The sequence below is a fragment of the Aliivibrio sp. 1S175 genome (assembly GCF_001690985.1).
Classification (GTDB): domain Bacteria; phylum Pseudomonadota; class Gammaproteobacteria; order Enterobacterales; family Vibrionaceae; genus Aliivibrio.
Genome location: NZ_MAJS01000006.1, coordinates 363,506 through 383,264, shown reverse-complemented (window position 1 = coordinate 383,264; position 19,759 = coordinate 363,506). Strand labels below are relative to the sequence as shown.

Below are 19,759 nucleotides of genomic sequence, written 5' to 3'. Positions count from 1 at the left end.
AGTTTTCGACTGCCCATTTTATTCCTCCTCTAATCACTCTATATATCTAAAAATAGACCTATAATTTATCTCATCACCTTTGTGCTCATTGCATTTTTCATGGCTCACTTACTTATATCAGTTCTAGGCAACACAACCTTTTAATATATTAAGAGAATTTAAATGAAAATACTCATTACCGGATTAACTATCTTTATTGCAATCCCTACGCTTGCCTATGCTGCACCATTGGTAACGCCAAATGAAGCGGGTGTTGCACAAGATCAGGATTACTACACTCAAGATGTACGTAATACTCGCCTTATTTTCACCGAAGAAAACAAACAACACGCCGAACATGCCGCCGGTGTTGAGAGCATATTACAACCAGCTTATGAGGACACCTTTGGCTATCAAATGGATGACCGTTTAAATGTTGGCTTGATGTCATCTTATAATCAAATTGCCAATGGTTTTTCAACTCAATTCCCACTTAACCGACAAATCAACTATATGGGTGGAGCACAACTTCCCGACTATTTCTCATCAAGCTCTTGGCTCGACACCTTATTATTTCATGAAACCGCTCATGATTATCAAATGAACGCGAAAGATAACGTAGTTTCTAAGTCTATGTTTGCTGTTCTTCATAATGGTTCTATTGGACCTATTGGCATCATTCCTGCTGTATTACCTAACTCAACCTCTTCCAGTTTTATGCTTGAGGGTAATGCAGTTTTAAATGAATCTTGGCATGGTCAAGGGGGGCGACTTTATAGTGGTCGATACCGAGCAATGACACATGTGCACGCTAAAGCCGGTAACTTATCGCCAGAGCGCCTTTATAACGACACGCTTTTCTTCCCGTATGGAGAAAGTGCTTATGTTTTCGGTTCTCAGTACCAATATTATCTAGCAGAAACTTACGGCCTAGATGTCACTAATAAGTATTTCAAAAATCGATCTCAACATTGGTTATGGCCTTTCCAAGTCAACAGACCAATGAAACAAACGGTTGGAGAAGATTTTGATACCACTTTCGCGGCATGGGTTAAACAAGAAAGCCAAGAAGCAAAAGGAATGCAATTGGCGCAAGGGAAAATCGTTGCCCGATCTAAATATTATGGTGAACTGAATACCCAGCAAGGCAATATTCTTTTCTTAACCAACCCGACTGCTGTTCGTGCGCCAATGCTTGTTCATTATGATTTAACCAATAATGAAATAACAAAAGAAAGCAGCAGCCTAGATATGGGAAAAGTCTATTACAATCAAGATAAATACTATACGGTTTCAGGACGTCGCACTTCGGTTTGGCGTACCACTCAAGGTTTATTTGATAACGATGCCCAAATTAAGGAAGGCAGCGAAGGCCGAGTTCATCAAGGCTATATGAGCGATGGCAAAGACGTGTATTTCAAAACCACGGAGTCTTTTGTTCAACCTCAACTCTATGTTGGCGACAAGTTTTACAGCGCTGTTAATTCATCGGTTTTAGTTAACAATGACAACCTCTATTACTTTGTCCAAAAAGGCAATGACCGCACGTTATATCGCAACAAAGAAGCGCTCTTAACCCTACCCGCTTTCTATACCATCGTTAAAGATGTGGATAGCCAAGGCAGAGTTTACTTTATCGCAAACACTGAAACAGGTAGCTCTCTTTATCGAACTAAAGATGGCAAAGTTGAGCGTGTGCTTAGTGCAGACAACGTGATTGATGCACGATTGATTAATGATGACAAAGTACTCGCAACCGCGATCTCTGCAAATGATTACTATTATGTCGTTGAAGATATGGCGATAACTGCAGAAGCGCCTTATCAAGTTAAGCTTTTTTGGGATGACAAAGGTGGTCTAGCCGATCAACAACAGCAGAAATTAGCGAATATTGAAGATAAACCACTCAACACTGAAACGTCTTATGGGCTTTTCAACAACATTCACTACACCCGAGGGGCGTTAACGGCTGGTGCGGTAACTGAGAAAGAGGATAACGGTGATAGTAAACAAAAATTGCGCTACAACGCGACATTTGAGTTTTCTGACCCTCTACAGCGCAGTACCTATAGTTTATGGGCTATGAATGATGATGAATACAGTGATTTGATCGGTGCTGGTTTCAGCAATAACCAATTTTTCATCATGGGTGGTGTTCGTGCTTACTATGTCTTAAATGACAATTACTCCGATAATAATATTCAAAAAGATCAAACTCGAAATAGCGGTATTGCTGCTCAATTACGCTTACCTTTCCTTCAAACAGGATTTTGGAATGCAGAGATCTCAAGTAATTTCTATCAAGATTATAAATTAGACGAACGTGAACCATTATCTGCTCAATTAGATATTTCTCGTACCGAGCATTACGGCAATAGCTGGCTATTAAACAAAGAAGCGGCTGTGTCACTCTATGGTGTTCAAGATCGACATGACATGATTCACGGTGCTTCTTTATCTTTTGGTACTGATTTACCATCAGAGTTTTACATTAATCTATCAGGTAAATATTCAGCCAGCGATACAAACAAAGCAGGCATATATGAACGTCGAGGTGTCGAGCTAACACAAGGCAGTGACTTTATAAATAATGACCCTAGCAGCTTTATTATGCCATCACTTAAAGACGATGCCTTTGCTGAAACCGCTAGCTTGGCTGAATTAAAACTTTCAAAAGTGATCAACTTATCTGCTTATTCTTTCAAAGGTCCAATATCACTGCGTCGTGAAATGATTGAGTTTTCTTATCGACGTTATGATTTAGGGAGTGTAAATACTCTGGGTGATGTGGATGTTAACCAAGGCGTTGTTGGACTTCATTTTGATACGTTAATTATGAATGCATTACCGATTGGATTTTACACGCAATATATTCACAATGATGATAATCCAATCACCGATAAAAACAGCTTTCAAGCAGGATTCTCGGTTCCATTATAATTGCTAATATATAAATACAAAAATCCCCTTACTTTTTAAGAGTATGGGGATTTTTTGTATTTATGACGAAACTTATTCAGTGCGTATTTGAAGGTAAATTAACGATCAAGCTATTGGCGCGACTTTCTTCTTATCAAAGATCACATAAGCCATGTATCCCACAATCACAATATTAATAATGAATGCACCGATACTAAGAATACTTGTGCGGAAAATAATTTCATACAGCTCAAACGGGATATAGATTGCTCCACTCACCAAAGCAAACCATTCTGTCCACACTTGCGCTCGCCATAATCCATAAGCTTCAACCAGCCTAATGATTGAATACACCACTGCACCAATGGTAAAAAATAGGATTTTTCCATCAGTTAATCCACTCGCGGCATTAATAAATACACTGGATAAATGACTTGCCGGATTTAAGTGCAAACGACTCACTATTAACTCAGCTAAATGGCGTAAATTATGACCCGCTAAAGCATGTACCCCAAAAGCAACTAATAGAGATACAACCCCCTTACTTGCTTCCAATACGGCAACCGCACGTAACCCTTTCTTTATTGTTGTCATACTGACCTCTTTCAACTCACTATTTCTCTGATGACAAAAGTCATTAATAGAGTGAGTATCCTCCTTAAATACCATTTTTAAAAGAGTATAAACCCTTATAAAAGAATGAAATATCACAGAATTTAAGACTATTGTTAATATTAACAATTAAGGCAACAGACGCCTTTACAATAACGAGTATAACGTTACCAAATATTAACCAAACCAACGACTAACATAAGTAATTAGCAAGTTAAGTACATTCATATTTTCGCGGTTAGTCATCCACTTTATGTAGACCTGCTACACTTCTGCTGACGCTTTTAACACTCTTGATTGTCGGTTTAGCAATAAGCTAATAAATACCGCTAGCACAACAGGTAAAAACCAACTCGCATGAGCCGAAAATAAAGGGACGTAACGAGTTAAAGGTGCTGATAAAGATTCAGGTAATAAGCCCAAGATATGCAATGCATCTAATCCACCAAATACAACGCTAATTATCACAACACTAACGTATGAAATGGTGTTGTGTTTTGTCGTAGGTAAAAACCATGCCGCTAATACTAAAGCAATCGCCACTGGGCACAGTATAAGTATGGCTGGTAGGCTGATGGCTAGAATTTGCTCTAAACCAAAATTGGCAACAACGCCTGTCATCGCTGTAACGATAATCGCGGTTATCGCAAACGGAGTGCGGAACGTTTGTTGGCTGTATTCTGCACATGCATTGGTTAATCCTACGGTTGTCGTTAAACACGCCATAATGATAATACCCGCTAATAAGTATTGCCCTAGTGGTCCGAATATCGCCGCAACATAACGCGTTAATAACTCACCACCATTGGTTGCGCCTTCAGCAATAGAGGTTGATGTTGCACCAACATAAGCCATCGCTAAATAACATGCCGACATTAACAGCGCATAAATTAACGTTACTTTAAGCGTGGCTTGAAAAACATCTTTCGGTGATTCACAGCCTTTATCACGAATGGCCTTAATGATGACCCAGCCAAACCCAACAGCCGCAATCGCATCCATCGTCATGTAACCTTGAATCAAACCACTTGTGATGGCTTTATTCTGATAACTGACACTCGGATCACCAAGGACACCTAATGGCGTAATAATGGCAGCTAATGCTAACGCAGCAAGCATTAGAACAAGCAGTGGTGTCATCACCTTTCCAATGTAATCAACCAACTTACCTCTTTGGAAAGCCAACAATAATGTTGCACCAACAAAGAGAGCGGAGAAAAGCATTAAATGATCACCAGAAAAGAAAGGCTTGATTCCCATTTCATACGCAACGGTTACTGCTCGTGGCATTCCAAACGCAGGACCAATGGCAATAAAAAGCAATACCCAAAAAGCAATGGCTAATGGTTTCGGTAACGCTTGAGTTAATTGACCACTGTCACTTAATCGCCCTAAAACAATTAATGTTAACGCAGGGAGTCCAACAGCAGTAAGTAAAAAACCAAGCATTGCAGGGAGAAATTGAGTCCCCGCTTCAAGACCTAAAAAAGGCGGAAAGATAATATTGCCTGCGCCAAGAAACATGGCGAAAGTCATTAAACCGATAGCAAGTAAATTTTGTTTTTTCAATGTCATAGTCCTTATTGCTATTGGGATTAACCCTAGTAGCTTTTATTGTGGACCGTCAGATTGGCTGAGAAAAACAAGAAGAGAATAAAGCAGTCTCCCATCAGCCTGGCTGACGGAAGTGCCGCCAGCCTAGTTAATAATCACTAGAATGACAGCAATAATAGATGATGTTACACGCGACACAGCACCGAGCACTATCTGGCACAAAGCAGCAAATTGTAGGGCTGTAGAAGAAAGCATGAATGTATCCTAGTCGTTTATCGTGGTAACCAATTCAATATATAAGTAATAAACTACATTGTAAACACCATAATAGTTAAAAATATCACTATTATTATTTTGTTTAGTTTGATTCACTTTAAGTGTTGGAAAATTCTATTCTTTCTGCCACCCAATCTAGAATGTGTTTTAATTCCTCATCAGACATAGCAAGTAGCCTATCACCAACTGATCACGTATCAGAGGCTTTTTCATGACTTAAGGAAGCAAGAGCATTATGAGCAGAGTGATGGTTAAGACTCTATTTACTAATGCATTTGCAAATTCGTTATTATTTACCTACATTGAACTCACTTTCGTCATTAATAAAGGAACTCTCATGACAATGCTTTCTGATATCACTCTTACTCCTTTTTCTAATTCATTAAATGTTGCCATTCATTTAATGACTAAAGCAAAAGCGCATTTTGAGGCACAAAATCGAAATACAAATGACATTGTTGATCTTCAATTAGTTGACGATATGCTTCCTCTTTCATTCCAAGTGAGTTCAATTTGTAAGCATACTCTTGGGGCAACAAAAGCCGTATTAAGCGGTGACTTTTATATTCCATCACCACTAGGAGAAATCGATTTTAATGGTTTAATTGATTTACTGAAAAATACACAAAAAGAGTTGAGTGAAATTACAGAAAATGAAGTGAATTCACGCTCAGGTGAAGCCATTATTTTCCACTACCCAGAGCGACCAATGCCATTTACTGCTGAGAATTTTATTACTTCATTCTCAACCCCTAACCTCTATTTCCATCAAACAACGCTGTATAATCTATTACGAAAAGAAGGGGTTCCGTTAAGTAAAATAGATTTTATTGGTGCGTTATCTCTTAGTCCTTCAGAATAAATATTACTTCATAAAAAAGCCCTGTTTAGTGAGCACTAAACAGGGCTTTTATGTTCTATGGCGACTTACAAACTTTCCGTAATATCGACAGTGTGGCTAATAATACTGGTTCCCTTACCAACGTTACCATGTCCAGGAACGACAAACCGAGCTTCAGGGTATTTTGTTAATACTTTCTGAGCCGAGTTTGCCCACTCTTTCTTATCAGCATCACCAGTCCATCCAATCGTATTAACTTCATTCGCTCGCATTAAACAACCGCCAAGCAATACTTGCTCTTTGGGTAACCATACAACTGCATTATCTTTCGTGTGACCCGCTCCGGGATAGAAAACTTCAATCTTATTTTCTAATAGCACAAAATTATCATCTGAAAATTGATGATTAGTGGCTTTCTTATTATCACCTTTCAAAAATGTGTTGGTTAATGCAGACGCATAGGTATCAAAATTATGCTCTTGTAGATATTCTAAACCACCAGTTTGATCTTCATGAAAATGAGAAAATACGGTTTTCTTTAGCGTTAAGCCTCTGTTTTCAATCCACGTCATCAGTTGAGGCATGTTCGATGCATTCCATGGTGTATCAATTAAATACACATCCTTCCCATCAACATAGACCAATGAGTTCGCGTCCATTAAAATAGGCTTATCTGGATTCTGTAAATTTTTAAATTCACGGTATGATTTAACCAAAAAAACATTATTCGTAATTTCTTCAAATTGAAGTGGTTTTACTGACTCATCTGCGGCAGAAGCATTAAAGCCAATAACAGCACTTAATAGCGCTAACGTAATTTTAAACATGAATTCCATTCCTTTTTTCGTGTGCCACAAAGATACAACATAATTCCTTTTGGAAGTGTTAGATAAATGTAAAAAACAATTTTGTACAATAACTAACATACTCTGTTCGCTTATTCTATTTGGCATTACCCCCCAAAAAAGGCACACGCATGACCCTATTTTTAGCCATGGCAATGTTCGCATTAGTTACATCATTGTCTCCGGGACCAGTCAACATTCTAGCCACCATTACCGGCGCGAATCATGGATATAAAAGAACTATTCCCCATATCTTTGGTGCAACCGTCGGTTTTGTGTCTATTCTTATTATATTAGGATTAGGGGTGATACAAGCCTTTGATGACTCTCACACAGCAACACTTGTTTTAAATTACCTTGGTAGTGCCTTTTTACTTTATCTCGCCTATAAAGTAGCTACGAGCAAAAAGACAGAACAAAATAAAACAAAAAAAAACGACGCACCAACGATGCTCCAAGGCCTGTTATGCCAATGGTTAAATCCAAAAGCTTGGATTGTGTCTTTATCTGGTGTGACCGTATTTTCTAGTAATGGTGTGATTCCACTCGAAGACCTCGGGGCATTTAGTATGATATTTTTTATCGTATGTTACTGCTGTATATCGACGTGGGCTTTATTAGGTCTCACCATTGGCAAATACCTTGAGCACCCAATTCATTATAAAATATTTAACCGAATCATGGGGGCTTTGCTTGCACTGACAGTCGTGTATGTATTCTTTCTATCAAAATAACATGGACGTTATATTGGCTAACTCTCAAACGCATTTTTTACGATCATCCGTTCTACCATTTGAATTACGTTATTCCGACAATTCAAACGCCTGCTATAAAAAGCATTCTCACCCAGAGTTTTCAATTGGTGTTGTAGATAGTGGTGTTAGTGAATACATAAATCAAAATTTAAAACAGGAAATAAGCGTTGGCTCTACGGTAATCATTAATCCTGAAGCGGTGCACTCTTGCAACCCAAAGACCGGCACCAACTGGAGCTATAAAATGCTGTTTGTTCAACCGGATTGGTTAACTGATTTACAAAACAGTATTTCCGGCACGGAAAAAAATGAATTTCAACTATTTAAACAAAAACACAGCCGATGCTCTACTTTGTACCAAGACTTTCAATCATTGAGCCAAGTTCTGATTGAAAATGAATCTCCCCTATTAGTCGAAGAATCGGCGATCACTTTTTTCTCAAACCTTATTCTCAATGATCTTAAAGCACCGTTCATCAATATTATCCCAAAACAAGCGACTCACCTCGCCTACCAATACATTTCAGATAATGTCGATAACAATATTTCAATCTCCGAAATAGCCAGAGAGTCAGGCCTGAGCCATTTTTATCTTATCCATTCATTTAAAAAGCAATATGGAATAACCCCTCATGCATATCAAATGATGATGAAGATAAACAAAGCAAAAATCTTATTAAAAAAAGGAAACGATATTGTTTCTATCGCTACAGATCTTGGATTTACCGACCAAAGCCATTTTCATCGACATTTTAAAAGTATCGTTGCAGCTACACCGAGGCAATATAAGAAAAATAGATAAATAAAAAGTGATTCGTTGGGGGAGTTGTTTTATATAAGGAAATATAATTTCAACTTATAGTTCGTCATCATTGATAACTTCTACTATAACTGTTTCAATGTAGTTATTAACACTGTAGTAACCAAAGGACGACAACGAATGAATTTACGCTATTTATTTCTTACTTCTTGCGTAATAAGTATGCCTACGCTAGCAAAATTAGCGGACGAAAAAGGCATTAGTGGTGAAATTGCACTAACAACAGGGTTTGCCTCTTCAACCTCCAACTTTAATACTGAAGCTGATGACACCATTAGCTCTGTGGATCAAAAAGGCTCTAGCGACGACGGTTTTATGGCCTTTCCTCTTGGTAATATTGCCTATACGTTTGGTCAAGAGTTAAATCAGCAAGTATACGTAGGTACAACTCGTCAAGATGTAGCCACAGGTACTGTTGTTCTCGAAGTCGGTTATAAATATCAATTTGAATCAAGAATGGCGATTGATGTTTCTATTCTGCCAACCATTATGTCGAGCAAGACATGGGCTGACCCATATTTGGTCGGTTCAGCTCGTAAAGAAACAGACGCATCAGGTAATGCATTTCGTTTTAAAGTCGAGAATATTGCGGGATCAAATTTTACGATTGATACCGCTTATGCCACCAAAGACATCGAGAACGATGATGTCGACGATATACTGAAAAGGGACGCTGATACGATCTACTTAAAAGGTCAATATCGTTTACCATTAAGTCGCACTTCTTTCGTCCTACCTTCTGTTATTTACCAATCTTCCTCTGCGGACGGAAAAGCAAGCTCTTACGATCAATACGGTGCTGAACTGAGTTTTTTCAAATTAATGCAAAGACACCAGTTAGTATTAACCGCTGGCTACAACCAACAAAACTTCGGCGCAGACAATCCTATTTATAATAAAATTCGTAAAGACAATAAGTTAAGCTTATTTGCCGCTTATGAATATACTAAGTTTATGGATTGGCAAGATTGGTCATTCATCTCTTTTGCGGGTTATAACTCCACCGATTCAAACATTACCTTTTATGATGAATCAGAATACATTGTTACTGTAGGTTTAAACTACAAATTCTAATGTCAGGAATAACATAAAAGCCCTGCTGAGATTATTCAGCAGGGCTTTTTTTATGAATGACTATATTTTTCTAAATTGCGCTATGCACAGCTAAGAAAGTTTTGTTAGTCATTACTCTATATATCCAATTAAATTATGCGATTGGGCCATTATTAATCATTGATAACGATTCATTAATATCAAAGATATAGCCTCGAATATTAGTGATACCCATGTTAGTTAAACGTGCCGTATGCATTGCTAAATAGGCTTGAGCAGAGGCTTCGTCTTCAAATAAATAAATGCCACCACCAAGTTGAGATTGCTCACTTGTCGTCCAAATCTTCCAAATAACACCCGGTTCTTGGTTAATTGATTCCGCTAAGCCTGTCATCATTTGTGTCATTTCATTACCAAATGGACCGGTAAAATCAAAATCTACTTGCAGTAATTTACTCATCTTTATGTGGGTTGGCCAAAATCAAACCAACGCATAACCGTTGATAATTTTGAATATAGAAGGAGCGGCCAGTTATCAAGTTCCCTTACACCTCACTCTGCCAAAAGGAGCAAAAACAGGCCCTGCGGCAAAATGCCTTTATCAATTACTCATGAAATCCGTTCAAACAAGAGAATAATGCCTTCTAACATCGATGTTAAAAGACGTTTTATTATCAATAGTAACGATAATCACTGGTATAAAAATCCAGTAACTTATTAATCGCTATATCTCGGTAAGTATCTTTCTCAATTAACATGTCATGATAAGCACCTGCAATGGGTTCTAAATGGCTTGTATGACATTTCTCATGGAATTCAGCTTGTGCAACATTGCTCACCACTAAATCGTCCCCTGCCTGCAAGATCAGAATAGGGATTTTTACTTTATGCGCATTCGCGATGCATTTTTTACCCGCTTTAATAGATTCTACAATCCAATGAGTACTTGGCCCGCCTAGCCTTAAGTGTGGTTTATCTAGAAACAAATCAAGAAATAGTTGATATCTCGCTTTACTGTGGGTTAATACATTATCTTTGTATTGAAGCTTTTTAAAATGACTTTGGCCTAAGGCATAATTTGGCTTATTTGCTAACGCATCAAGTAAATTTAACGTTTGTTTTTTAAAGCCATGCGCCCTACCAGAAATGTATACACCAAACATAGGAGAAGTCGCAGCCGATGCCTTCACTGGATGATCGAACATTGATAAATATTGAGTCATTACCGCAGCTCCCATCGAATGAGAAAGCATAAAGCATTCGCCCTCTAAATTTGGCCGCACGACTCTCTCCATAAAAATATAAAGATCCATCACATAATCATGAAAATCATCCACATGACCTAATTCATGATCTTGTGTCATTCGACCCGATTCACCTTGACCACGATGATCATACGTATAGATATTAAAATACTGACTTAGCTCAAGAATCGCTTCTTTATATTTCCAATAACTTTCATTACGACCATTCACAATCACTAATGTTTGCTTTTTATCGTTAGGATTCACATTGATCCATTTTAATGGAATACGCTCGACACCTAAAACTTCGCCACATTTTTTATTATTCCAAATGGCGTCAATTTGATCATTATATTCTTGTTGCTTTACTTGATCCGTAAAACGATCTTCACGTGTTTTCACTAAAAAACGTTCTTGTGATAAATGCGCTAAATTCAACTTTGGAGCAATCGTCTCAAGAAATAATTTACCCACCTCTTTACCGTGCTGATAATCCGCATCTAATTGTGTTTTCGTACTACCAAGTACCTTAGATTGAAGGCTTCGATTCGGTGAAATTTCATAAATGATGACATCATCTGGTGGGTTCGCTAAAAATGCTTGAGTCTTACGATAGCTTTCTTCGTGAGTAACAAGCATGGCAGCCATATTATCTAAGGTATTATTTTTTGTCATCTTGGCGAGAGAAATCAGCCAATCATGGTTTTCTTTAAAATCAACAGGTACGGTACGAATAACAACAATATGACGAAAACCTCTATCATACGCGGCTTGCACTGGGATCGGGGTAGTTAAGCCACCATCAAGCCAACGATTATCATCCATAATGACGGGCTGTTTATGTAGCGCAGGAATAGCACAAGAAGCTCGTAGAATGTCTTTCCAATTAGTGGTAGAAAGGTCGAAGTACTTGGTTTCAAAATTGGTTGCGTGGGCTGCAACGGCAAGCACTTGTTTGGTATTGAGGTGTTCCTCCCCAACCTTCCAATTGAGTGGAATATCAGATTCTGTTTTATCAATTAACCAATCTAAATCCATCCCTTCGCCAGTCAATAAAAAACGGGATAACTTGAAAAAATCTGGACTGCGAGTGACTTGATCGATAATTCGATAAGCGTGTCCTTTATGACCACAGATATAAGACGCTAAATTCAGTGATCCAGCGGAGGTTCCAATCAATAAATCAAACGGGTTAAAATTCGCTTGTAAGAAGCTATCTAATACTCCCGCGGTAAACACGCCTCTTTGACCACCGCCTTCCGTAACTAACGCAATTTTATCGACGTCTCTTTTAGAAAAACGAAAAACATCAACGTTATTTTTACTAATCGAATAATGTTCACCCATCATATTTGACCATTTCCGATAGAGTAATTATGTCCTTCTATTATGGCATATCGCTATAAAACTCGGGGAAATAAATGGGCTTTCTATAAATAATGAGGTTATTCCTCTCGTGGATAAAGAAACCTCCTTCATAACTCGATATTTAAGAACCATCTATGTTATGGTTCTTTTGATAATAAGGAGTCCTATGAACGACTATGAATTTTTCATCAGAATAAATGATGCGATATTACTTGAGTTTGATGTATTTAAACCATGGGAAAAGACGTTACTTTTAAGTGTTCAAAACCAGTTAATGGACAGATTTCCGATTTCGGAACCACAAAGAAAACTACTCACGAAAGTACTTGAGAAAAAAAGACCCAAGAAAAAGAAAAAAAGAGGTATATAAAAGCCATTATGATCTTACTCACAATGGCTTTTTTGTTACGTAAACGAGCATAATTAACTACGATATTTTTAGTTAAAACGACCTTGGCTATAATCATCAAACGCTTGCAATACTTCTTCTCTGGTATTCATCACAAAAGGGCCGCCACGCGCAATCGGTTCATTCAATGGTCGCCCTGCGATCAATAAGAATCGAGTCTCAGAATCAGACGCCATCACCGAGACTTGTTCTCCCTCATCAAATACTCCAAGAGATTTCTTCCCTATCTTTTTGGTAACGTCATTCTCCACATTCAACACCCCTTCAATCACGTAGATAAACGCGTTGTGACTAACAGGTAGTGCTTGCTCAAAAGTCATTCCTTCTGGCAATTTCACGTCCATATATGTCGGTGTAATGTGCGTATTCTTTACTGGTCCAGTCGTGCCTTCATTAGTTGTACCGGAAATTACTCGAACCTCAGTCCCGTTCTCTCTTAACTCTACTGGTGTTGATTCTGGTGGGTACTCTTGATATGCCGGCGCCATCATTTTTGAAGCCTTAGGCAAATTCACCCATAATTGAAAACCTTTCAATAACCCTTCTTCTTGTTCTGGCATTTCAGAATGCAATACACCTTTGCCTGCGCTCATCCATTGAACACCTCCGGGCTCAACAACCCCTTCATGCCCTGCATTATCTTTATGACGCATTTTCCCATTTAACAGGTAAGTCACGGTCTCAAAACCGCGGTGCGGGTGGGTTGGAAAACCACCGATATAATCCGATGCGTCATCACTTTCAAAACAATCTAAAAGCAAAAATGGATCAAGAACATTCAACTGTTGCGTACCAATAATTCGCGTTAGTTTCACGCCATCACCATCAGAGGTTTCTACCCCTGGGAATACATTTTTTAGTACTCTATTTTTATTTGTCATCATCTCTCTCCCACTCAATTCTTTTATCTTTAGGCTTGTGCCTATCGTTTGATTTAAAGAATAGTCGTTGAACAGAGGTAGATAAACAGCACTATTGAGAAAACACTATTATCATATGAAAGGTAATAATATTCAGATGGGTGTTTTTACGAGTCAATTGGAAACATAGATGGAAGGTAAAGGCAGTTGCAATATTGATTAACTAACACCAAATATTGCAACTGTTGTTTCTTTTAGTACAGCACCATCGTTAAATAGCCTAGAACCAGTACTATCATAGACGTTAACGCATAAGGAACCGGATAGCCTACCGCAGGCATATCGCTTTGACATTCATCCTGAGCGCCTTTCATTGCAGGGGTACTATTACGTCCACCAGCACATGCACCAGCAAGGATCGCAGGATTCATCTTGCGGAAGTACAAACCATAAATCCAAGCCAATAATGGTGGAAGTAACGCTGCGACTAAACCTAAACCTGCAATTTTAATTACCACAATACCTTGGAATGAAGCCAAGATTTTTGGCCCTACCGTCGCTGCTAATACCGCAACAAACAAACTCAAACCAATATCTTGTAAGAAGCTACGAGCACCCTCACTCATAGGTCCGCCAAATGCGGGATTACGAGTACGTAAGAATGAAAATACAATCCCCGTCAACATACAGCCCGCAGAAGTTCCTAATGCAAATGGGATCCCACCTAAAGTGACACTCAAGTGACCACATACATAACCAATCAATAAAGAAAGCGCTAGATAGAATGTTTCTGTCAACGTGCTCTCAACAATCGGATTACTGTTCAGTTTTTTAGCAGCTTGTTTAACACACCAATCAGAACCAGCAACACGGATAACATCCCCTACTTCAACCACTGTTTGAGGTAGCATAGGAAGTTGGTGCCCTTGTCTAAACACCGCTTTCATATAGATACCAAAACCAACTTCTTTACTCATTTCTTCGATAGTTTTGCCTGTGTAAGCTGACTTACCTAAATGAATATCGGCAACTTCGATATCAACATTACGCGCTCTAGGCTCATCAACTTCAACACCAACAGTGGATTCTCCGCCTTCGATTAATACATGGTAGTCACCTCGGATACCGATGACATCTCCAAGTTGAAGTTGTGGTTTATCTACCGCATCAAACACCTCATCACCACGAACGACTTTAAGGATCGCAGCATGGGGATAACGATGAAATAACGCTTCTACATTCTGTCCAACTAATTCTTGGTGATCAACTCTGTACGCTCGAATATCTAGAGGAAGAACACCTAAGTTTGAGAAACCATTCGTGCTTGGTAATGCTTCTGTATCACCACCCGCACCAAAATCGGCTTCAGCATCTTTACCCGCTTTCACCGGATCAATACCAAACATCGCAGGTAGGTATTTAATAAGTAGAATAATGAAGACACTAGAAAGAATATAACTAATGGCATAACCCGCGGCTATGTTGGCACTGATTTGGTCAAGCGTCATTCCTGCAGGTGCTTTCACTGCCCCTGAATTAATGGCAGATTGAGCTACGCCCATCACGGCAGTTACAGTGTAACTTCCAGAAATAATCCCTGCCGCATAACCCGGTGCTAAATCCAGTAATTTAGAACCAAAGAAAACAATTAGGAAATTACTGAACACGACAATAAGACCAATAACAACAAAGTCTATTCCTCCTCGTGCCAATCCAGAGAAAAACTGTGGTCCTACTTTCATACCGATGGCGTACATGAACATCATTAAGAAGATGTCAGACACCAAACCCGGCGCATCAATATGTAAACCATAAACAGAGAAAGCGGTTAACGCGATACCAACACCAACAACCAAAGTACCTGCTGTTGATCCTAAATTAATGCCTTTAATTGTTACTTTTCCTAACGGATAACCAATGGCAATGCTTAAGAAAAGAAACACAAAAGGATTATGAGCGATATACGTAAACAAAAACCCAAATAATCCAGAGGCTTCATGTTGTGCTAACGCTTCAACGGACTCGGCAGCCATAAGGCGACTAGAGAATAAAAAAAGTGACAGAGTAAGTAATAAAGTCCGGCGTTGAGACTTCATCCAATGAAAGGCATGGTTCAATTGATCCATATTCATAATTATTTCCCATATAGAATAAAGATGAAGCAGGCTTCTATTAATATTTATAGAAGCCCATTAGAACGAAAATGGGCCGTAAAAACGGCCCAAGAAACATTAACCGTGATTAAAGCCTGAAGATTCAACTTCATCACTGCCATGAGAGATTGGGTGCTTATCGAAAAACTCGATGCAATGTTTTAAATCGGCAACCAGTAGATCGGCTTGATCTCGGCTAAAGCCATGACGAACCAAAATACGCATGATCACTAAGTCTTCACGTTTTGGTGGCATTGCATACGCCGCAATTTGCCAACCACGAGAACGAATTCGATCCGACAGATCAAACAAGTTAAACCCAGGGTTCACGCCTTCTTTTAGCGACCAACTCATTGCAGGGATACCACCTTTGCCATCATAAATAATGTCAAACATGCCCATTTTTTCTATTTCAGCAGAAAGATACACCGCCGTGTCGTAACACGCTTGGTGGATCTTACGGTACCCTTCTTTACCTAAACGTAAAAAATTATAGTATTGCGCTACAATTTGGCCGCCAGGGCGCGAGAAGTTCAACGCGAAAGTAGGCATGTTGCCACCTAAGTAATTCACGTTGAAAATAAGATCTTCATGCAATGCAGACGCATCACGCCAAATAACCCAACCCACACCTAATGGACTCAAACCAAATTTATGGCCTGATGCATTGATTGATTTCACACGAGGTAAACGGAAATCCCACTCTAAATCAGGATCACAGAATGGGGCTAAGAAACCGCCACTCGCCGCATCAATATGCATTGGAATATCTAAACCAGTATCTTCTTGTAGTTTATCTAACGCTTCATGCACTGCTTTTACGGGTTCATACTGACAAGTAAATGTCACACCCAGCGTTGGAACTACACCGATGGTATTTTCATCACAACGTTTAATCACTTCTTCAGGCGTCATAATTAGACGATCGCCTTCCATTGGGATCTCACGTAATTCAATATCCCAATAACGAGCAAATTTATGCCAGCACACTTGAACAGGACCACAGATCATATTTGGTTTGTCTGTTGGTTTGCCAAGTTTTTTCATTTTTTCACGCCAAGCCCATTTTAGCGCCATTCCGCCAAGCATTGCGGCTTCACTTGACCCCGTAGTAGAACAGCCTAACGTATTTTCTGCATCTGGAGAGTTCCATAAATCGGCTAACATATGCACACAACGCGCTTCAAGCTCTGCGGTTTGAGGATATTCATCCTTATCGATCATGTTTTTATCGATGCATTCGTCCATTAGTTTGTGGACTTCATCTTCAACCCAAGTTTGGCAAAAGGTCGCTAAATTCTGTCGAGAATTCCCATCCATCATTAGCTCATCATGAACAACTTGATAAGCATGACGAGGATCATGTTCGTGCTCAGGCATTTTGTATTTTGGCATAGATAGGGAAAGGTCAGTTGATGAATAAACATCATCAAGAAGATCGTCTCTGACTGTATCTTTAGAATGAAGAGGCATACGTTTTAGCTCCATTGAATTAAACAAACAATAAAATATAAACTGTCGAATTGATTGGATTCGGCCTTAATGAGTAAGTAATTAATAACACAGTCAATTACTTACTCATTAATATTTAGTTACACTTTTAGTCCCTTTAATGGATTATGTCAATGCACTTCCAGTTCATTTTTTAAAGCATAGATGCCACTAAATTACTATTTAGTAGCACGAATATCACGTCAAACCCTGATAGAGAAAGACTCTTGTAATAAAAGTTAGAATATAAAACTCGTCTATTTTTGAGAGCGAATAATTTCTTCATCCACCCATTTAAGTAACTGTTTAATTGCTTTAGATAAAATCTGATTCTGTCTAACAATATAACCTAAGCTGGTTGTTGGAAATTTCGGTAATGGCGTTACTGTCGTTTTAAGATTTCGCTTTGGGTGAATAGAAAATTCAGGAACGATGGCAACACCGAATCCAGCCTCTGCCCAATCAATCTGAGCATCGACACTACCCACTTCCATGACTCGGTACTTCGGTAAGTTCAAGGATGGCAATGCTAAATCCAGTAAGTCACGAGTTCGAGTATCATGTCCTAGTAATATCAGCGTAGGTTCACTGTCTAAAACAATAGTAGGATCAAAATTAGCTTGTTGCCACTTTTCAAGATGATTACCCAATGCACACCATTTGATTTGTTGAAGTTCAGTAAAATGAAGCGGTTGACTTTCTTTTTGTGCAATAACAAATCCAAGATCGGCTTCGGCACTTTTCACTAATTCTGACGCTTGTGAAGAAGTGGTATTAAGCAGGGAAAAATCGATACCCGGGAACTCTTGCTTAAATAATTGAAATGGTCCGATCAATAATAAGCGGGAAATAATATCGCTGGCGGCAATGGTTAATGTTCCGCGGCTTAAATCATTAATCGCATTAAGATCAGCTTGGCAAACTTGCAGTGCCATTAATGTATTTTGACTGGTTTCAAGTAGCCGAACTCCAGCTTCAGTTAAATGAAAGGGATTCCTCTCAATGAGCTTTACTCTTGTCGCACTCTCTAACTGCTTGATGTGTAAGCTAACGTTAGGCTGCGTCATGTGTAATACCGTTGCGGTTTTACCAAAATGTTTTAATTCGGCTAACGTTACAAATGTTTTAAGCCAATGTAGATCAAGCATGCCTATACTCTCTTTTTGAATACATTTCACTCAATATGATATATGGATTTCTTATCAAGTCGATAATTATAATTAATTTCTCATATTGCCATATTGGGATTAGCATAGCGTCTTAATCATTAAGGAGTTTGTGTTATGCCGTCTATTGTTGTTGTTGGTGCTAATTGGGGCGATGAAGGTAAAGGCCGCATCGTTGATTTTCTTGCTGCGGATGCGTCTGCAAGTATTCGTTTTCAGGGCGGTAATAACGCCGGTCATACTGTGGTAAATGACTTCGGTACCTTTAAGCTACACCAACTTCCAAGCGGTATTTTTAACCCAGACTGTACAGCGGTTCTTGGCCCAGGCATGGTAATTAGCCCTGCGGCATTAAGCGAAGAAATCGCAGAAGTTAAAGCCGCTGGCATTGAAGTAAAAATGCACATTTCTGACCGTGCTACGCTTTGCCTTCCTCTTCATGCGCTTGAAGATACACTTGAAGAATTACGTTTAGGCGATGGCGCTTACGGTTCAACTCGTCAAGGTATTGCACCTGCGTACGGTGACCGTGTAATGAAAAAAGGCATCCTTGTGGGTTGGTTAATGCAGCCTGAAGTATTGCTTGAGCGTATTCAATTCATGCTTGATTGGAAAATGCCACAACTTAAAGCACTATACCCAACATGTGATTTCAGCCAAACTGCTGAAGAAATGACAGAATGGCTTTTAGAAGTCACTGCACCTTGGCGTAAATTCATCTGTAACGTGACTGAGCCTCTAAAAGTAATGCAAAAAAACGATGCCAACTTATTGTTTGAAGCACAGTTAGGCGCGGGTCGTGACTTAGTTTACGGTGAATACCCATGGACTACCTCTTCAAACGTAACAGCAGCTTATGCTGGTATCGGTAGTGGTTTACCTGCGTTACGTCCTGAACGTATTATTGCAGTTGCTAAGTCATTCAGTTCATCTGTTGGTACTGGTACATTAGTAACCGCAATGGAAGAGCAAGATAACTTCCGTGAAGCAGCTAATGAATATGGCGCAGTAACAGGTCGTCCACGTGATATGGGTTACTTTGATGCAGTAGCAACACGCAACGGTGTTGAACTACAAGCAGCAACAGAAATCGCATTAACAAAAATTGACTGTTTAAGTGGTATGGCGGATCTTAAAATCTGTACGTCTTACGCTGGTGAGCACACAGAAAATCCAATCTGGCCTCAAACATCGGCTCTAAGCCCTGTTTACGAAAGTATGGAAGCATGGCAAGAAGACATCACAGGTTGTCGTACTTTTGAAAGTCTACCAAAAGCAGCTCAAGCGTATGTACTGCGTATTGAAGAACTAATGGGTGTACCTGTTAGCATGGTTTCTGTTGGTCCTGAACGTGAGCAAATGATCCTTCGTTAATCGAGTCATCTAAACCACGTACATTTCCAAATAAAGAATT

Annotated in this window: 16 protein-coding genes and 1 pseudogene; 8 read left to right on the top strand and 9 right to left on the bottom strand. The window is 39.1% G+C overall.

Annotated features, from left to right (window positions below):
• Positions 1–162 precede the first annotated feature (162 nt).
• Positions 163–2,919 (top strand): hypothetical protein, encoded by a 2,757-nt coding sequence (locus A6E06_RS03675; RefSeq protein WP_065591685.1) that lies wholly within the window; start codon positions 163–165, stop codon positions 2,917–2,919.
• Between the two features lie 105 nt (positions 2,920–3,024).
• Here the strand turns inward: A6E06_RS03675 and A6E06_RS03670 are convergent, their stop codons facing one another.
• Together A6E06_RS03670 and brnQ are read right to left on the bottom strand one after the other, a co-directional pair.
• Positions 3,025–3,492, bottom strand: coding sequence for a DUF2127 domain-containing protein (locus A6E06_RS03670; protein ID WP_065591684.1), 468 nt, complete (start codon positions 3,490–3,492; stop codon positions 3,025–3,027).
• Positions 3,493–3,774: 282 nt separating this feature from the next.
• Entirely contained in the window at positions 3,775–5,079 is a 1,305-nt protein-coding gene (gene brnQ / locus A6E06_RS03665) for a branched-chain amino acid transport system II carrier protein (protein ID WP_065591827.1), read from the bottom strand.
• A gap of 496 nt (positions 5,080–5,575) precedes the next feature.
• Between brnQ and A6E06_RS03660 the strand changes: the two genes are divergently transcribed.
• Positions 5,576–6,202, top strand: a complete 627-nt coding sequence (locus tag A6E06_RS03660) for a DUF1993 domain-containing protein (RefSeq protein WP_255312051.1) — start codon at positions 5,576–5,578, stop codon at positions 6,200–6,202.
• A 65-nt stretch (positions 6,203–6,267) separates the two neighbouring features.
• On the opposite strand, the gene blaALI is transcribed toward A6E06_RS03660, so the two are convergent.
• Positions 6,268–7,008 (bottom strand): ALI family subclass B1 metallo-beta-lactamase, encoded by a 741-nt coding sequence (gene blaALI, locus A6E06_RS03655; RefSeq protein ID WP_176713270.1) that lies wholly within the window; start codon positions 7,006–7,008, stop codon positions 6,268–6,270.
• A 149-nt stretch (positions 7,009–7,157) separates the two neighbouring features.
• Between blaALI and A6E06_RS03650 the strand changes: the two genes are divergently transcribed.
• From A6E06_RS03650 to A6E06_RS03640, 3 genes are all read left to right on the top strand, one after another.
• Positions 7,158–7,760 (top strand): LysE family translocator, encoded by a 603-nt coding sequence (locus A6E06_RS03650; RefSeq protein WP_065591682.1) that lies wholly within the window; start codon positions 7,158–7,160, stop codon positions 7,758–7,760.
• 13 nt (positions 7,761–7,773) lie between these two features.
• Positions 7,774–8,583, top strand: a complete 810-nt coding sequence (locus tag A6E06_RS03645; protein WP_255312050.1) for an AraC family transcriptional regulator — start codon at positions 7,774–7,776, stop codon at positions 8,581–8,583.
• 138 nt (positions 8,584–8,721) lie between these two features.
• Entirely contained in the window at positions 8,722–9,675 is a 954-nt protein-coding gene (locus A6E06_RS03640; protein ID WP_065591681.1) for a DUF2860 domain-containing protein, read from the top strand.
• Positions 9,676–9,808: 133 nt separating this feature from the next.
• Here A6E06_RS03640 and A6E06_RS03635 read toward each other — a convergent pair whose 3' ends face one another.
• Positions 9,809–10,114, bottom strand: a complete 306-nt coding sequence (locus tag A6E06_RS03635) for a monooxygenase (RefSeq protein WP_065591680.1) — start codon at positions 10,112–10,114, stop codon at positions 9,809–9,811.
• Positions 10,115–10,154: 40 nt separating this feature from the next.
• On the opposite strand from A6E06_RS03635, the pseudogene A6E06_RS20085 reads away from it, so the two are divergent.
• A pseudogene (locus A6E06_RS20085) lies at positions 10,155–10,292 on the top strand (LysR family transcriptional regulator); the annotation flags it as partial.
• A 36-nt stretch (positions 10,293–10,328) separates the two neighbouring features.
• On the opposite strand, the gene A6E06_RS03630 reads toward A6E06_RS20085, so the two are convergent.
• A complete protein-coding gene (locus A6E06_RS03630) occupies positions 10,329–12,248 on the bottom strand; it encodes an alpha/beta fold hydrolase (RefSeq protein ID WP_255312049.1) in 1,920 nt (639 codons plus the stop codon).
• 184 nt (positions 12,249–12,432) lie between these two features.
• On the opposite strand from A6E06_RS03630, the gene A6E06_RS03625 reads away from it, so the two are divergent.
• Entirely contained in the window at positions 12,433–12,636 is a 204-nt protein-coding gene (locus tag A6E06_RS03625; RefSeq protein WP_065591679.1) for a hypothetical protein, read from the top strand.
• 68 nt (positions 12,637–12,704) lie between these two features.
• On the opposite strand, the gene A6E06_RS03620 is transcribed toward A6E06_RS03625, so the two are convergent.
• From A6E06_RS03620 to A6E06_RS03605, 4 genes are all read right to left on the bottom strand, one after another.
• Positions 12,705–13,559 (bottom strand): pirin family protein, encoded by an 855-nt coding sequence (locus A6E06_RS03620; protein ID WP_255312048.1) that lies wholly within the window; start codon positions 13,557–13,559, stop codon positions 12,705–12,707.
• Between the two features lie 230 nt (positions 13,560–13,789).
• Positions 13,790–15,667 (bottom strand): aspartate:alanine exchanger family transporter, encoded by a 1,878-nt coding sequence (locus tag A6E06_RS03615; RefSeq protein ID WP_065591677.1) that lies wholly within the window; start codon positions 15,665–15,667, stop codon positions 13,790–13,792.
• 99 nt (positions 15,668–15,766) lie between these two features.
• The gene (locus tag A6E06_RS03610; RefSeq protein ID WP_065591676.1) at positions 15,767–17,161 is read right to left on the bottom strand and encodes a glutamate decarboxylase; all 1,395 of its coding nucleotides are present in this window, start codon (positions 17,159–17,161) and stop codon (positions 15,767–15,769) included.
• Positions 17,162–17,436: 275 nt separating this feature from the next.
• Positions 17,437–18,327, bottom strand: a complete 891-nt coding sequence (locus tag A6E06_RS03605; RefSeq protein ID WP_065591675.1) for a LysR family transcriptional regulator — start codon at positions 18,325–18,327, stop codon at positions 17,437–17,439.
• A 135-nt stretch (positions 18,328–18,462) separates the two neighbouring features.
• Here A6E06_RS03605 and A6E06_RS03600 point away from each other — a divergent pair, with 135 nt between their 5' ends.
• Positions 18,463–19,719 carry an adenylosuccinate synthetase gene (locus A6E06_RS03600; protein WP_065591674.1) on the top strand — a complete coding sequence of 419 codons (1,257 nt, stop codon included), beginning with the start codon at positions 18,463–18,465 and terminating at the stop codon, positions 19,717–19,719.
• Positions 19,720–19,759 lie beyond the last annotated feature (40 nt).

Bases quoted from the DNA above. Each gene is read 5' to 3' on its own strand.
- A6E06_RS03620 (WP_255312048.1), bottom strand. From the start codon at position 13,559: ATGATGACAAATAAAAATAGAGTACTAAAAAATGTATTCCCAGGGGTA.
- A6E06_RS03610 (WP_065591676.1), bottom strand. From the start codon at position 17,161: ATGCCTCTTCATTCTAAAGATACAGTCAGAGACGATCTTCTTGATGAT.
- A6E06_RS03660 (WP_255312051.1), top strand. From the start codon at position 5,576: ATGAGCAGAGTGATGGTTAAGACTCTATTTACTAATGCATTTGCAAAT.
- A6E06_RS03675 (WP_065591685.1), top strand. From the start codon at position 163: ATGAAAATACTCATTACCGGATTAACTATCTTTATTGCAATCCCTACG.
- A6E06_RS03630 (WP_255312049.1), bottom strand. From the start codon at position 12,248: ATGATGGGTGAACATTATTCGATTAGTAAAAATAACGTTGATGTTTTT.
- A6E06_RS03650 (WP_065591682.1), top strand. From the start codon at position 7,158: ATGACCCTATTTTTAGCCATGGCAATGTTCGCATTAGTTACATCATTG.
- A6E06_RS03640 (WP_065591681.1), top strand. From the start codon at position 8,722: ATGAATTTACGCTATTTATTTCTTACTTCTTGCGTAATAAGTATGCCT.
- A6E06_RS03670 (WP_065591684.1), bottom strand. From the start codon at position 3,492: ATGACAACAATAAAGAAAGGGTTACGTGCGGTTGCCGTATTGGAAGCA.
- A6E06_RS03605 (WP_065591675.1), bottom strand. From the start codon at position 18,327: ATGCTTGATCTACATTGGCTTAAAACATTTGTAACGTTAGCCGAATTA.
- A6E06_RS03635 (WP_065591680.1), bottom strand. From the start codon at position 10,114: ATGAGTAAATTACTGCAAGTAGATTTTGATTTTACCGGTCCATTTGGT.
- A6E06_RS03600 (WP_065591674.1), top strand. From the start codon at position 18,463: ATGCCGTCTATTGTTGTTGTTGGTGCTAATTGGGGCGATGAAGGTAAA.
- A6E06_RS03625 (WP_065591679.1), top strand. From the start codon at position 12,433: ATGAACGACTATGAATTTTTCATCAGAATAAATGATGCGATATTACTT.
- blaALI (WP_176713270.1), bottom strand. From the start codon at position 7,008: ATGTTTAAAATTACGTTAGCGCTATTAAGTGCTGTTATTGGCTTTAAT.
- A6E06_RS03615 (WP_065591677.1), bottom strand. From the start codon at position 15,667: ATGAATATGGATCAATTGAACCATGCCTTTCATTGGATGAAGTCTCAA.